Genomic DNA, 14,765 nt, shown 5'->3' with positions numbered 1-14,765 from the left:
ATATGCGCAATTCGTCAGTAGTCAGGTCTTGCCCCGCGCATCCTACGTCACTCGTCGAGTCGATCTCGCCTCGACGCCGCGACCGAGTACCACGGCCAGACCGACCGTACCGCCGAAGAGGAACACCAGGCCGTGCTCGTCGTTCAGGATGACGCGGTCGGCGCCCGCCGGCTGCCCCGACAGCACGAGAACCGGCACCAGCCACAGCATCGCGATGACGGCCAGCCCGAAGCGGCTGCGCGCGCACACCCGCGCCAGGATCCCGACGCCCACCGCCCCGCCGACGGCCAGCACGATGCCGGCCGGGCTGGCCCATCGATGCAGGTACGACCCGGCGACGGCGACCGCCACAGCGACCAGGCCGAGGCCCGCGACGGCGAGGGCGGAGAGCACCCGGCCGCGCCGCGACGGACCAGCGGCCCGGCTGGACGGCGTGACGGACGGCGCCGCACCGGGTGCGACGGTCACGGCCCGACGCCGGCGAAGAGGTCGGTCTCGACGGCGGTGCCGGGGTCGGCCGGCCCGCGGCGGCCGTGCGCCAGCCGGAAGTACTCCTGCGCCCAGATGGGCTGCCCGACGTTGTCGGAGAGGGTGAAGTACGGCCAATGCACGTCGATCTGCGTGGCGTGCGCCCGCATGGCCGCCATTTTCGCGTCCAGGTGATCGGAGCCGTCGATGACGGCGTCGACATCGGCGAGGTCGACGACATAGCCGAAGTCGTCGGCCGAGGCGAGGTTATCGAAGCCGGCGCCGCCGCGCTCGCGCAGCGCCGTCAGCGCCTCCTGCAGCACCTCGCGGGGCGTGGCCGTCCAGTACACCTTTGGGACATCCCAGGCAGGGCCGAGGTCGGTGCGGTAGGAGCGGACGGCGGCGAGGTCGCGCGCGTAGGTGGCCACCCGGTGCGCCTGGATGTGATCGGGATGCCCGTAGCCGCCGTGCTCGTCGTAGGTGACCAGCACCTGCGGCCGGACCTCGCGGATGACAGCGACGAGGTGGTCGGCCGCCTCGCGGAGGTCGGCGGACCAGAAGGCCCGCGCGTCGAGCTGGTCGGGCGCCACCGCGCGGCGGCCGTCCGCGCCCCACACCATGCCGGAGTCGCGGTACCGGCCCGGACCACCCAGGAACCGGTGATCGGCCACCTTCAGCTGCGCCATGGCGTCGGCGAGCTCGCCGGCCCGGTGCGGCCCCAGAGCGTCGTCGTGCTCGGGCGCGAGGTGCGCCAGCTCGGGCAGCACGATCTCGCCCTGCTCGCCCTGTGTGCAGGTGACGAGCGTGACGTGGGCGCCTTCGGCGGCGTAGCGGGCCATGGTGGCGCCGGTGCCGATGGACTCGTCGTCGGGGTGGGCGTGCACCAGCAACATCCGGCGGTCGGGAAGCTCGACGGGCATGTCCCCAGCCTATGCAGCCGCTCGGACAGCGCACCGATCGCCGAGGTTCGGCCGTCCCCGGTCGCCGGACGGCCTACTCTAGGCGTGTCCCGCGGACCACCTCCCCAGGAGGAGTGACGTGCCCAGCCTCCAGCTCGCGCTCCCGAACGGCGTCGACCCGGTCAGCCGCTGGCGCCTCACGGCCCAGGCCCACGAGAACTTCCTGCAGTCCGGCCCCGGCGGCGACTCCGAGGTCCGGCCGGTCGTCCTGGAGTCGTGGCGGCGCTCCGCCGCGCTGCACGTCGACCCCGACCGCCGCGACTCCCCCGTCACGCTGATCGACGACGCGCTGCACGAGGCGCGGGCCACGCACCCGCTGCGGCACGCCATGCCGATCGTGCGCCGGCTGCTGGTCGACGACGCCGCCGACGCCGGCGTGCTGGTCATCGTCGGCGACGCCCGCGGCCGCATCCTGTGGGCCGAGGGCGACGACGACCTGCGCCGCCGGGCCGAACGGCTGCATCTGCAGGCCGGCGCCGACTGGTGCGAGGACGCCATGGGCACCAACGCCATCGGCACGGCGCTCGCGGTCGGCGAGACCGTGCAGGTCTTCGGCAGCGAGCACTACGCCCGCAGCGTCCAGCCGTGGAGCTGCACCGCGGCGCCGATCCGCGACCCGCGCACCGGCCACGTCCTCGGCGTCCTCGACATCACCGGCGGCGCCTCGGTCGTGGCGCCGCAGTCGGCGTTCCTGGTCCGGTCCGCCATCGCGGCGGTCGAGGCGGAGCTGCGGCTGCTCGGCGGCGCCGTCGCCGCCACGCCGGGCAGCCGGCTGGAGGTCCTCGGCCGCTCCCGCGGGCTGCTGGTGCACCACGGCCGCAGCCTCGAGCTGAGCCTGCGGCACACCGAACTGCTGCTCCTGCTCGCCGAGCACCCCGACGGCCTGTCCGCCGGCGACCTCGCCTGGCAGCTGTACGAGCACGACGCCGCCGAGGTCACCGTCCGCGCCGAGATGTCGCGGCTGCGCAAGGCGGTGCCCGACCTGGTGTCGCCGGCCGGCCAATACCGCCTGCGCACGGAGCTGCGCACCGACGCCATGGACGTCGCCGACCGCCTCACCCGCGGCGACCAGAGGGGCGCCGTCGAGCTGTACCGGGGCGACCTGCTGCCGCGGTCGGCCGCGCCGGGGGTCGTCGCGCTGCGGTACCGGCTGCACGGCTGGCTGCGCAACGTGCTGCTGCAGTCCGGCGACGCCGATGCGCTGCGGCACTACGCGATGTCGCCGTCGGGCCGCGACGACGCCCAGATCTGGCAGGCCCGGCTGGACGGCCTGGCGCCGGGCTCCCCGCAGCGAGCAGAGGCGGCCGCCGTCCTGGCCGGCTTGGACGACGACCTCGGCCACACCGGCTGATCGAGCAATAGAGTTCGACCGGGCGGGCGCCCATGGACCAGCCGGGCTCGTCGAGTGCTAGAGAGTTCGACCGGGCGGGCGATGGGCGGGCTGGGTTTATGGGCGGCCCGCCCGGTCGTGAGACGAGGGTAGGCGACGACACGTTGCAGTCGCGTTGCGAGCGCGGCCGCCCTGGTCAGCCCCTCAGTGCTGGACGATGACGTCCTCGCGTACGGCGGCGTAGTGGCAGGCGGACTCGTGGTCGCTGCCGGGCCGCACCGTCAGCTCCGGGTCCTCCTGGGCGCACTTGTCGGTGGCCTTCCAGCAGCGGGTCCGGAACCGGCAGCCGCTGGGCGGGTTGGCCGGGCTGGGGACGTCGCCGGAGAGGATGATCTGCTGCCGCTGGCCGCGCACGGACGGGTCCGGGACGGGGACGGCGGACAGCAGCGCCTGGGTGTAGGGGTGGGTCGGCTTCTCGTAGATCTGGCTCTCGCTGCCGATCTCGACGATGCGGCCGAGATACATGACGGCGACGCGGTCGGCGATGTGCCGGACGACGGAGAGGTCGTGCGCGATGAAGATGTACGAGAGCCCGAACTCGTCCTGCAGCTTCTCCAGCAGGTTGATGACCTGCGCCTGGACGGACACGTCGAGGGCCGACACCGGCTCGTCGCAGATGATGATCTCGGGCCGCAGCGCCAGGCCGCGGGCGATGCCGATGCGCTGGCGCTGGCCGCCGGAGAACTGGTGCGGGTAGCGGTTGATGTGCTCAGGGTTGAGCCCGACGACATCGAGCAGCTCCTGGACCCGCTTGCGACGCTGGCCGCGCGGCGCCACCTCGGGGTGGATGTCGAACGGCTCGCCGACGATGTCGCCGACGGTCATGCGCGGGTTCAGCGACGAGTAGGGGTCCTGGAACACGATCTGGATGTTCCGGCGCAGTTCGCGCAGGGCCCGGCCGCGCAGGTCGTAGATGTTCTGGCCGTGGAAGTGCGTCGTGCCGCTGCTGGGTTCTTCGAGCCGCATGAGCAGCTTGGCCAGCGTCGACTTGCCGCTGCCGGACTCGCCGACGATGCCGAGCGTCTCGCCCTTGTGCAGCTGCAGCGAGACACCGTCGACGGCCTGCACGGCGCCGATCTGGCGCCGGAAGAGGACGCCGGTGGTCAGCGGGAAGTGCTTGACCAGGTTGTCGACCTCGAGGACGACGTCACTGCTGGGCGGGTTCGATGTCACCCTCGAGCACCTCCTGTGCGAAGTGGCACGCGCTGAACCGGCCGGGAACGACCTCGGCCAGCGCCGGCCGCTGCTCCTTGCAGATGTCGCGCGCGTAGGGGCAGCGCGGCCGGAACTCGCAGCCGGCCGGGATGTTCGTGAGGTTCGGCGGCAGCCCCTTGATCGCCGACAGTTCCTGGCCCTTGAGGTCGACCCGCGGGATCGACTCGAGCAGCCCCTTGGTGTACGGGTGGGCCGGCGTGGCGTAGATGTCGTGCACCGGCGCCTGCTCCATGATGCGCCCGGAGTACATGACCTCGATCTTGTCCGCGACGTCGGCGACGACGCCGAGGTCGTGGGTGATGAGGATGAGGCCCATGTTGCGCTCGCGCTGCAGATCGGCCAGCAGCTGCATGATCTGCGCCTGGACGGTGACGTCGAGCGCCGTGGTGGGCTCGTCGGCGATGAGGACGTCGGGGTCGAGCGCGATCGCCATGGCGATCATGATGCGCTGGCGCATGCCGCCGGAGAACTGGTGCGGATAGTCGCCGACGCGCTCGCGGGCGGCCGGGATGTGCACCTGCTCCATCAGCTCGACGGCGCGCTTCTTCGCGTCCTTCTTCGACAGGCCCTCGTGGACGCGGAACATCTCGGCGATCTGCCAGCCGACCGGGAACACCGGGTTCAGCGCCGACAGCGCGTCCTGGAAGATCATCGCGATGCTGCGGCCGCGGTAGGCGCGCCGCTCGTCCTCGGGCAGCGTCAGCAGGTCCTGGCCGCGGAAGCGCACCGAGCCGCCCGTGACGTACCCGGGCGGGGTGTCGAGGATGCCCATGATGGCCTGGGCCGTGACGCTCTTGCCGGAGCCGGACTCGCCCAGCACGGCGAGCGTCTCGCCCTCGTGCAGCGTGTAGGACACACCGTTGACGGCCTTGGCCACACCGTCGCGGGTGCGGAACTCCACCCGGAGGTCCTCGACCTCCAGCAGCGGAGTCAGCTCGGCCTGGTCCGGCCGCGGTGCGATGCCGGCTTGCGTGGTCGCCACTCGTCGCCCTCCTCCTGTGATGTCGCTCAACGCAGCTTCGGATCGAGCGCGTCACGTATGGCATCACCGAGCATGATGAAGGCCAGCACGCACAACGACAGCGCTGACGCTGGGAACAACAGCATATGCGGCGACGTCCGGACGTAGTCCTGCGCCCGGCTGATGGCCAGCCCCCACGACACCACCGGCGGCTGCAGCCCGACGCCGAGGAACGACAGCGTCGCCTCGGCCGCGATGTATCCGCCGATGGCGATGGTCGCCACGACGATGACCGGTGCGATCGAGTTCGGCACGATGTGCTTGAGGATCATCCGGGTGCCGCCGGCGCCGAGCGCACGGGCCGCCTGGACGTAGTCGGCCGAGCGCACCTGCAGCACCGACGACCGCATGATGCGCATGATCTGCGGCCAGCCCAGCGCGGCCAGTGCCAGCACGACCTTCGAGATCGTGACCAGCTCCGGCGTCTCGGCGTTACCCGGGAACGAGACCAGCACGATCAGCGCGCCGAGCAGCAGCGGGATGCCGAAGAAGATGTCGCCCAGCCGCGACACGACGGTGTCGGTCGCACGACCGTAGAAGCCCGCGATGGTGCCGGCGATACCGCCGATGACCAGCACACCGATCGCCGTCAGCACGCCCACCATGATCGAGGCCCGGGCGCCGTAGATGGTCTGCGTGTAGACGTCGCAGCCGTTGTTGTCGTAGCCGAACCAGGCCGACCCGCTGGGTCCCTGGCGGGTCAGCGCGAGGTCGCAGTCGGTGGGGCTCAGCGACGTGAACAGGCCAGGGGCGATGGCGATGGTCACGAAGAACACGAACAGCACGCTGGAGATGATGAACGTCGGCTTGCGGACGAGGTCGTGCCAGGCGTCGCGGCCGAGGCTGCGGACGGCCGTCGACGCGGGCGCCTCGGCCTCGGCGACGACGGGAGGGATGGGGTCAGCCATGACTGATCCTCGGGTCGAGCCAGCCGTAGATGAGATCGACCAGCAGGTTCACCAGCAGGAAGACGAGCACGAGCACGGTCACCGCGCCGGTGACCATGACGCCGTCCCTGGAGGTGATGGAGCGGAAGATGAGGTTCCCCACGCCGGGGACGTTGAAGATGCCCTCGGTGACGATGGCGCCGCCGAGCAGCGCGCCGAAGTCGGCGCCGATGAACGTGATGACCGGGATCAGCGAGTTGCGCATCGTGTGGATGCCGATGACCCGGCGCTGCGGCAGGCCCTTGGCGACCGCTGTGCGCACGTAGTCGGCGCGGCGGTTCTCGGCCAGGCTGGTCCGCGTGAGTCTCGCGACGTAGGCGAGTGAGAGTGAGGCGAGGACGAACCCCGGCAGGATCAGGTTGTAGAGGCTGGCGTCACCCCCCACGGTCGCGGGGAAGATCCCCCACCGCATGCCCAGGAACAGCTGCAGCACCGAGCCGATGACGAACACCGGGATGGACACGACGACCAGCGTCGACACCAGCACCAGGTTGTCGATGAAGCTGCCGCGGCGAAGGCCGGCCATGATGCCGGCGCCGATGCCGATGAGGATCTCGAAGACGATCGCGACCAGGGCCAGCTTCAGCGTCGTCGGGTAGGCCCGCACCAGCTCCTCGGCGACCGACAGGCCCTGGAACGTCTCGCCGAAGTCCCCACGGATGAGGTTGCCCAGGTACTTCACGTACGCGATCGGCAGCGGGTCGTCGAGGTTGTACTTGTCCGTCATCTCCGCCACGTAGGCGGCCGGACAGGGCCGGGCGCCGCACCGGCCGGCGAACGGATCGCCCGGCAGCGCCCACACCAGGGCGTAGATGATGAACGTCGTGCCGATGACCACCGGGATCATCTGGAGCATGCGGCGGGCGACGTACCGGCCCATGACCAACCTTTCCGTGCGCAGCGGGGTCTTGCGCCAGCGTGCGGGGCGTCCACCTCGGTGAGGAGGTGGACGCCCCGCAACCGGCCGCTGCGACTCTAGATCATCAGTTCTTCACCGAGATCGACAGCGGGTCGACGTAACCCTTCCAGGTGAACTGCGGCTCGTTGACGTTCTCGGACCACCCGCGCTGGCCGTTGTCGTACCAGAGCGGGATGATCGCCATGTCGTCGGCGAGCAGCGTCTCGGCCTGGTTGTACAGGTCGAGCGCCTCGTCGCCCTCGAGGCCGGCCGCCTCCTGGATCAGCGTGTCGAACTCGGGGTTGGAGTACCCGCCGTCGTTGGCCGAGCCGTTCGTCGTGTAGAGCGGCGCCAGGAAGTTCTGGATCGACGGGTAGTCGGCGACCCAGCCCGTGCGGAACGGGTTGGTGATCTCGTTGGCGTTGACCCGGGCCCGGAACGAGCCGAAGTCGGGGTTGTAGTCGCCCTGGCACTCGATGCCCAGCGTCTCGCGGATCGAGGTGCAGGCAGCCTCGACCCACTCGCGGTGACCACCGTCGGAGTTGCTGGAGATCAGCAGCGTGCCCTCGACGCCGGGCGTCTGCGCGTACAGCTCCTGCGCCGCCGTGGCGTCGAACTCGCACCACTCGCCGCAGGTGCCCTCGACGTAGCCGTCGTTGCCCGGCGGCACCCAGCTGTTGGCCGGGACGTAGTTGCCGGGGCCGTAGGCGGCCGCGATGACGGCCTCACGGTCGATGGCCATGGAGATGGCCTTGCGCAGGTTGGCGTCGGCCCAGGCCTCGGTGTTCGTCAGCGGGAACGTGAGGCTGGTGAACCGGGTGGTCAGCGGCTCCGAAGCGGACCGGCCCTCGAGGTCAGTCTGCCAGACGTCGCCGGCCAGACCCACCGGCGGGATCTTGTCGAGGATGTCGAGCTGGTTCGAGACGACGTCCGCGTAGGCCGCGTCGAGGTCGGCGTAGATGCGGTACTCGATGTTCTCGACCTGCGGCTGCACCTCGCCCGGGTAGTCGGCGTAGGCCCGCAGGTTGATCGAGGTGTTCGGGACCTCCTCGACGAACTCGAACGGGCCGTTGCCGATCGGGTGCTCGATGAACGCCGCCTGGTCGGTGAAGAAGCTCTCCGGCATCGGGTAGAACGCCGAGTAGCCGATGATCGTCTCGAACAGGGAGTTCGGCGACCCCAGCGTGACGGTGAACGACGTCTCGTCGACGACCACGAGGCCGCTCATGGTCTCGGACGTCGCCGAGCCCTCGACGAACGCGCCGGCGTCGTCGGTCGTGCCGGCCACCGTGTCGTAGCCGGCGATGTTGGCGCCGTCGGGGCCGAAGAAGTACTGGTTCAGCTGGGCGTTCGCGCCGTAGGCACCGAAGTTCCAGGCGTCGACGTAGCTCTGCGCGGTGACCGGCGAGCCGTCGTGGAACGTCCAGCCGTCGTGGATGGTGATGGTGAACTCGGTGAAGTCCTCGTTCGGCTCGATCGACTCGGCCATGGCCAGGCCGGGCTCGCCGGTCGCGGAGTCGTAGGAGACCAGGCCGGTCCACATGGCGTCGACGATGTTGCCGCCGCCCACCTCGTTCGTGGTGGTCGGGATCAGCGGGTTCTCGGGCTGGGTGCTGTTGATCGACACCGTGCCGGTAGGACCATCGCTGGAACCGGTGCCCTCGTCGCTCGAACCGCTGTCGTCGCCGCCGTCGTCGTCGCCGCCGCACGCGGCGAGCACGAGCGTCAGGCCGACGGCTGCTGCCACCACGGCTCCTCTGCGAGTAGAGCCTCGCATGGAATCCTCCTCAAACGGGCCTGCGCCCGGTGGTTATCGGGCGTGGCCGATCGGCCTCGCCACCATGGGTGCGGATCTGCGCATAGCCGGGTAGGGTCGCGATCCTGATCCGCGCCCTCATTTCTAAACCCGCGCATCTCTGCGGGCAAGTCTGACCGGACTACCGTCGCACAACGCAACCGGACTGTGACCATACCGGCTGATTGCTGTGATCCTGCCGTGTGAGCTGCGAATTCTTCGACTGAATCGGTCCGATCGCGACGTGTTTGCGGCACTTCGGGTGGTGACGGTCACACGTCACCGCAGCCTGGGATCGAACGCGTCACGGACGGCGTCACCCAGCATGATGAAGGCGAGCACCGTCACCGAGAGGAAGGCGCCGGGGAAGAACAGCATGTGCGGCGACTGCCTGATGTAGGCGCGCGCCTCGCTGATCGCGATACCCCACGAGATCACCGGCGCCTGCAGCCCGATGCCCAGGAACGACAGCGTCGCCTCCAGCACGACGAACACACCCAGGATGATCGTCGAGTACACGATGACCGGGGCCAGCGCGTTGGGCAGGATGTGCCGCAGCATGATGCGCCGGGTTCCGGCGCCGAGACCGCGGGCGGCGTGCACGTAGTCGGCCTGCTTGACCTGGATCACCGACGAGCGCATCAGCCGGGCCACCGTCGTCCAGCCCAGCACGCCCAGCGCCAGCACGACCTTGCCGATGGTCTGCCAGGCGGGGGTGCCGACCGTCGCCGGGAACGTCGCCAGCACGATGACCGCGCCGAGCAGCATCGGCACCGCGAAGAACATGTCGGTGAGCCGCGACAGCAGCGTGTCGACGCGGCCGCCGTGGTAGCCGGCCAGCATGCCGACCACGCTGCCGACGACGGCGATGCCGAGGGTCGTCAGCACCCCGACCAGGATCGACGCCCGCGCACCGTAGATGGTCCGCGCGAACATGTCGCAGCCCTGCAGGTCGTAGCCGAACCAGGCGCTGCCGCTCGGGGGCTGCCGGGAGTTGGCGAGGTCACAGGCGCCCGGGTCGGCGTTGGTGAACAGCCCCGGGACGGCGGCCATCGCGACCAGCAGCACGATGATCCCCGCCGAGATCAGGAAGATCGGGCTGCGGCGCAGGTCGCGCCAGGCGTCGCCGGCCAGCGAGCGCGGGACGGCCGCCCGGTGCCCGCCGCCACGCCGGCGCGTGACCGGGCTAGACATGGCGGATCCTCGGGTCCAGCACCGCGTACAACAGGTCGACCAGCAGGTTCACCAGCAGGAAGACCAGGACGAGCACGGTGACGGCGGCGGTCACGGTCGCACCCTCGTGGGCGTTGATGCCCCGGAAGATCATGTTGCCGACGCCGGGGATGTTGAAGATGCCCTCGACGACGACGGCCCCGCCGAGCAGCCCGCCGAAGTCGGCGCCGACGAACGTCACCACCGGGATCAGCGAGTTGCGCAACGTGTGCACGCCGATGACCCGCTGCCGCGTCAGGCCCTTGGCGATCGCTGTGCGGACGTAGTCGGTGCGCAGGTTCTCGACCAGGTTGGCCCGCACCAGCCGGGCGACGAACGCCAGCGACAGGCTGCCCAGCACGATCGCGGGCAGCACCAGCGAGTACAACGAGCCGTCGGAGGTCACCGGGAACCAGCCGAGCCGCACGCCGAACATCACCTGCGCCAGCAGCCCCAGCACGAACACCGGGATCGATACCACGACCAGCGTGCTGACCAGCACCAGGTTGTCGAGGAAGCCGCCGCGGCGGATACCGGCCAGCACCCCGGCGGCGATGCCGATGACCACCTCGACGAGGATCGCGAGCAGCGTCAGCTGCAGCGTGATCGGGTACCGCTGCAGCAGCTCGTCGGCGATCGACACGCCCGCGAACGTCTCGCCGAAGTCGCCGGTCAGCAGCTTGCCCATGTACTGCAGGTAGGCCAGCGGTAGCGGGTCGTCGAGGTTGTACTCGGCCGTCATGCGGGCGACGTAGTTCGCCGGGCAGGGCCGATCGCCGCACTTCGCCGCGAACGGGTCGCCCGGCAGCGCCCAGACCAGGGCGTAGATGAGGAACGTGGTCCCGATGACCACAGGCACCATCTGGCCGAGGCGCTGGACGACGTACCGAGTCATACCTTCCCTCAGCGGTCAGCGACACGCCGGTGCGCGCCGGAGTCAGACTGTACGGCGCGCGTCCGGCCCGCCGCACGCGAGGTGCTGTGCGGCGGGCGGGACGAAGCGGCGTCAGCCGGTGGTCGTGACGCTGAGCAGGTCGACGGTCTGGAAGATGGTGATCCGCACGTTCTCGACGTGGGTCGAGTAGCCGGCGATGTTCACCCGGTGCCACAGCGGGATGGCCGGCATGTCCTCGGCGAGCAACCGCTCGGCCTGGTGATAGAGCTCGACACCGGTCGCGGCGTCCGGAGCGGCGGCCGCCTGTCCGACGAGCGAATCGAACTCGTCGTCGCTGTAGTCGCCGTCGTTCGCCGAGGCGCCGGTGGCGAAGATCGGCACCAGGAAGTTCTCCAGCGACGGGTAGTCCATCTGCCAGCCGGTGCGGAAGATGCCGCTCATCTCGCGGTTGGTGATCTGGTCGCGGAACGTGGCGAGGTCGACGACGGGCGTGCCGATGCACGGGATCCCCAGGGCGTCGTCGATGTCCTGGCAGACCGCGTCGACCCAGGCCTTGTGGTCGGAGTCGCCGTTGTAGGAGAGTGCCAGCGTCTCGCCATCGGGGAAGCCGTCGGTCTCGGCGTACAGCGCCGCCGCCGCGGTCGGGTCGTAGGTGCAGAAGTCGCCGCACGCGCCGTCCACGTTGTCGGCGACGACGGGCGAGACCCAGCCGGTCGCCGGCGTCCGGGCGCCTGCGAAGATCTGCTCCACGATCTCCGGCCGGTTGATCGACATCGAGATGGCCTGCCGCAGCCGCGGATCGTCGAAGCGGGCGTCCACAGACGAGGGCGCGAACGTGATGGTCTCGAAGACGCCCGTCTCGCGCGAGAGGAACCGGTCGCCGAGGTCGATCTTGTAGGTCTCGCCGGCCAGCGCCGACGTCGGCAGCAGCGGCATGATGTCGAGCTGGTCGGCCTGCAGCGCGTTGTACGCGGCGTCGTCGTTCTCGTAGATGCGGTAGACAGCGCCGTCGATGCTCGGTTTGACGTCGCCGTTGTAGTCCTCGTACGCGGAGATGCGGACGTCGATGTTCGGGTCCCAGGAGTCGAACTGGAACGGGCCGGTGCCGATGGGGTGCTGACCGTACGCTTCGGGGTCGTCGTAGAACGACTCCGGCAGCGGGGCGAACGCCGTGTAGCCCAGGCGCATCGGGAACTGCGACTCGGCGGCGCTGAGCGCGACGGTGAAGGTGAGCTCGTCGACCACCTGCAGGCCGGACATCGTCTCGGCGGCCGCGGACCCCTCGATCGGGTTGCCCTCGTCGTCGACGTCGTTCTGCACGTCGGCGTAGCCCGCGATCGGCTCGAAGAAGTAGCTGTTCAGCGTGGCGTTGTCGCCCAGCGCCGCCCAGTTCCAGGCGTCGACGAAGCTCTGCGCCGTGACCGGGGAGCCGTCGTGGAACGTCCAGCCGTCCTCGAGCGTGATGGTCCAGTTCACGCTGTCCTCGGTCGTGATGTCGGCCGCGATCTCGTTCGTCGGCTGCCCGGTCTCGGGGTCATAGGTGACCAGATACGAGAAGATCTGGTCGAGGATGTCGCCGCTGCAGACCTCGTTGCTGTTGGCCGGCACGAACGCTGCCTGGGGGTTGCAACCGCGGACCGTGACGGTGTTGGCGCTCTCGCCGGCCGCGTCGCCGGTGTCGTCACCGCCGCCGCACGCGCCCAGCGCGAGCGTGACCGCGATGGCCCCCAGCACCACCGACCTGCGTGGCGAGACTGGCATGGAATTCCTCCTGGGTTGTGCCCGAGGCGAGGCTGCGGTAACCCGTCGCCAGCGCCACCCTCGGCCGTTTTGGCCGATTTGGGCACATACGTGCCCGTCACTTTCTATGTGCCGTCCTCGTCCCAGGGCAAGTCCTGTGGATCGCCGCCGTCTTACTCGCAACACGAATGTGACCTCCCCCCGGACGAGCGCCATCATCGCTCACCAGTACTGACGGCGTGCGACCGGGTGGGGCCGGCGGACTTTCGAGCGGATTATCGATCGTGCTTGCGACGGGCCGCCGCGCGGCCGCGGGTGGCGGCGTCGAGCACGACTTTGCGGATGCGGACGGCCTTGGGCGTCACCTCGACGCACTCGTCGTCGCGGCAGAACTCCAGCGCCTGCTCGAGCGACAGCTTGCGCGCCGGCACGAGCTTCTCGAACTCGTCGGCGTTGGAGCGGACGTTGGTGAGCTTCTTCTCCTTGGTGATGTTGACATCCATGTCGTCGGCCCGGGAGTTCTCGCCGACGATCATGCCCTCGTACACCTCGGTGGTCGGCTCGACGAACAGCGTGCCGCGCTCCTGCAGGTTGATCATCGCGTACGACGTGGCCGCGCCGGACCGGTCGGCGACCAGCGAGCCGCTGGGCCGAGTGCGGAGGTCGCCGAACCACGGCTCGTAACTCTCGAAGACCTGGTGCGCCAGGCCGGTGCCGCGGGTCTCGGTGAGGAACTCGGTGCGGAAGCCGATGAGGCCGCGGGCCGGCACGACGAACTCCATGCGGATCCAGCCGGTGCCGTGGTTGGTCATCTGCTCCATGCGGCCCTTGCGGGCGGCCAGCAGCTGGGTGATGGCGCCGAGGTACTCCTCGGGGCAGTCGATGGTGAGCCGCTCGACCGGCTCGTGCACCTTGCCGTCGATCTCGCGGGTGACGACCTGGGGCTTGCCGACGGTCAGCTCGAAACCCTCACGGCGCATCTGCTCGACCAGGATGGCCAGCGCCAGCTCGCCGCGGCCCTGCACCTCCCAGGCGTCGGGCCGCTCGGTCGGGAGCACCCGAAGCGAGACGTTGCCGACCAGCTCGGTCTCGAGCCGGTCCTTGACCAGCCGGGCCGTGACCTTCGTGCCGCCGGACCGGCCGGACAGCGGCGACGTGTTGGCGCCGATGGTCATCGACAGCGCCGGCTCGTCGACGGTGATCAGCGGCAGCGGCCGCGGGTCGTCGATGTCGGCCAGCGTCTCGCCGATGGTGATCTCCGGGATGCCGGCGACGGCGATGATGTCGCCCGGGCCGGCCTTCTCGGCGGGAACCCGCTCCAGCGCCTCGGTCATCAGCAGCTCGGTGACCTTGACCCGCTCGATGGTGCCGTCCTTGCGGCACCACGCGACCTGCGTTCCCTTGGCGATCTCGCCCTCGCGGACTCGGCACAGGGCCAGCCGGCCCAAGAACGGCGACGCGTCGAGGTTGGTGACGTGCGCCTGCAGCGGCGCGCCCTCGGTGTACGTCGGCGCCGGAATGGTCTCGAGGATGGTGGTGACCATCGGCGCGAGGTTCTCGGAGTCGGGCACGGTGCCGTCGGCCGGCCGCTCGAGCGACGCCTTGCCGTCGCGGGCGCAGGCGTAGACGATCGGGAAGTCGAGCGCACCCTGGTCACTGGTGTCGTCGAGCAGGTCGAGGAACAGCTCGTAGGTCTCGTCGACCACCTCGGCGATGCGCGCGTCGGGCCGGTCGGTCTTGTTCACCACCACGACGATCGGCAGCCGCCCCTGCAGGGCCTTGCGCAGCACGAACCGCGTCTGCGGCAGCGGCCCCTCACTGGCGTCGACCAGCAACACCACGCCGTCGACCATGGACAGGCCGCGCTCGACCTCGCCGCCGAAGTCGGCGTGCCCCGGTGTGTCGATGATGTTGATGGTGTTGTCGCCCCAGCGGACGGCGGTGTTCTTGGCGAGAATGGTGATGCCCTTCTCCCGCTCCAGATCACCGGAGTCCATCACCCGGTCGGCGACGTCCTGGTTGGCGCGGAACACCCCTGACTGCCACAGCAGCGCATCGACGAGGGTGGTCTTGCCGTGGTCGACATGGGCCACGATGGCGACGTTGCGGAGGTCGTCGCGGCTGCGCACGGACATGCGGAGAACTCGTTCCTGAATGGGGGGAGATGACAGCCCATCCTACGGCGTGCCGCCCCGCCGACCCGCATCGCGGCGGGTCACCCCGGC

General features: G+C 70.0%; 12 protein-coding genes. 1 reads left to right on the top strand and 11 read right to left on the bottom strand.

Annotated features, from left to right (window positions below; translation table 11 throughout):
- Positions 1 to 42: 42 nt before the first annotated feature.
- Together BLV05_RS12470 and mshB are read right to left on the bottom strand one after the other, a co-directional pair.
- Entirely contained in the window at positions 43 to 468 is a 426-nt protein-coding gene (locus BLV05_RS12470) for a DUF6113 family protein (protein ID WP_052762514.1), read from the bottom strand.
- On the bottom strand, positions 465 to 1,388 hold the full coding sequence (gene mshB / locus BLV05_RS12465; protein ID WP_046769101.1) for an N-acetyl-1-D-myo-inositol-2-amino-2-deoxy-alpha-D-glucopyranoside deacetylase: 924 nt from the start codon (positions 1,386 to 1,388) through the stop codon (positions 465 to 467). The genes BLV05_RS12470 and mshB overlap by 4 nt, the downstream gene beginning before the upstream one ends.
- A 118-nt stretch (positions 1,389 to 1,506) precedes the next feature.
- On the opposite strand from mshB, the gene BLV05_RS12460 reads away from it, so the two are divergent.
- Positions 1,507 to 2,778, top strand: coding sequence for a sigma-54-dependent transcriptional regulator family protein (locus BLV05_RS12460; RefSeq protein ID WP_046769102.1), 1,272 nt, complete (start codon positions 1,507 to 1,509; stop codon positions 2,776 to 2,778).
- Positions 2,779 to 2,961: 183 nt separating this feature from the next.
- On the opposite strand, the gene BLV05_RS12455 is transcribed toward BLV05_RS12460, so the two are convergent.
- From BLV05_RS12455 to typA, 9 genes are all read right to left on the bottom strand, one after another.
- Positions 2,962 to 3,990: an ABC transporter ATP-binding protein gene (locus BLV05_RS12455; protein ID WP_046769103.1), complete on the bottom strand. Its 1,029-nt coding sequence runs from the start codon at positions 3,988 to 3,990 to the stop codon at positions 2,962 to 2,964.
- Positions 3,965 to 5,014, bottom strand: coding sequence for an ABC transporter ATP-binding protein (locus BLV05_RS12450; RefSeq protein ID WP_046769104.1), 1,050 nt, complete (start codon positions 5,012 to 5,014; stop codon positions 3,965 to 3,967). The genes BLV05_RS12455 and BLV05_RS12450 overlap by 26 nt, the downstream gene beginning before the upstream one ends.
- Positions 5,015 to 5,040: 26 nt before the next feature.
- Positions 5,041 to 5,961, bottom strand: a complete 921-nt coding sequence (locus tag BLV05_RS12445) for an ABC transporter permease (RefSeq protein ID WP_046769105.1) — start codon at positions 5,959 to 5,961, stop codon at positions 5,041 to 5,043.
- Positions 5,954 to 6,880, bottom strand: a complete 927-nt coding sequence (locus tag BLV05_RS12440) for an ABC transporter permease (protein ID WP_046769106.1) — start codon at positions 6,878 to 6,880, stop codon at positions 5,954 to 5,956. Before BLV05_RS12440 ends, BLV05_RS12445 begins: the two co-directional genes overlap by 8 nt.
- A 103-nt stretch (positions 6,881 to 6,983) precedes the next feature.
- Positions 6,984 to 8,645: a peptide ABC transporter substrate-binding protein gene (locus BLV05_RS12435; RefSeq protein WP_160312748.1), complete on the bottom strand. Its 1,662-nt coding sequence runs from the start codon at positions 8,643 to 8,645 to the stop codon at positions 6,984 to 6,986.
- 327 nt (positions 8,646 to 8,972) lie between these two features.
- Positions 8,973 to 9,887: an ABC transporter permease gene (locus tag BLV05_RS12430; protein ID WP_046769108.1), complete on the bottom strand. Its 915-nt coding sequence runs from the start codon at positions 9,885 to 9,887 to the stop codon at positions 8,973 to 8,975.
- The gene (locus BLV05_RS12425; protein WP_046769109.1) at positions 9,880 to 10,800 is read right to left on the bottom strand and encodes an ABC transporter permease; all 921 of its coding nucleotides are present in this window, start codon (positions 10,798 to 10,800) and stop codon (positions 9,880 to 9,882) included. Before BLV05_RS12425 ends, BLV05_RS12430 begins: the two co-directional genes overlap by 8 nt.
- A gap of 111 nt (positions 10,801 to 10,911) precedes the next feature.
- Positions 10,912 to 12,561 (bottom strand): peptide ABC transporter substrate-binding protein, encoded by a 1,650-nt coding sequence (locus BLV05_RS12420; RefSeq protein WP_046769110.1) that lies wholly within the window; start codon positions 12,559 to 12,561, stop codon positions 10,912 to 10,914.
- Between the two features lie 254 nt (positions 12,562 to 12,815).
- Positions 12,816 to 14,675, bottom strand: a complete 1,860-nt coding sequence (gene typA / locus BLV05_RS12415) for a translational GTPase TypA (RefSeq protein ID WP_046769111.1) — start codon at positions 14,673 to 14,675, stop codon at positions 12,816 to 12,818.
- Positions 14,676 to 14,765 lie beyond the last annotated feature (90 nt).

This window comes from Jiangella alkaliphila (assembly GCF_900105925.1).
Classification (GTDB): domain Bacteria; phylum Actinomycetota; class Actinomycetes; order Jiangellales; family Jiangellaceae; genus Jiangella; species Jiangella alkaliphila.
This window is presented reverse-complemented; position numbering and strand designations above follow the sequence as displayed.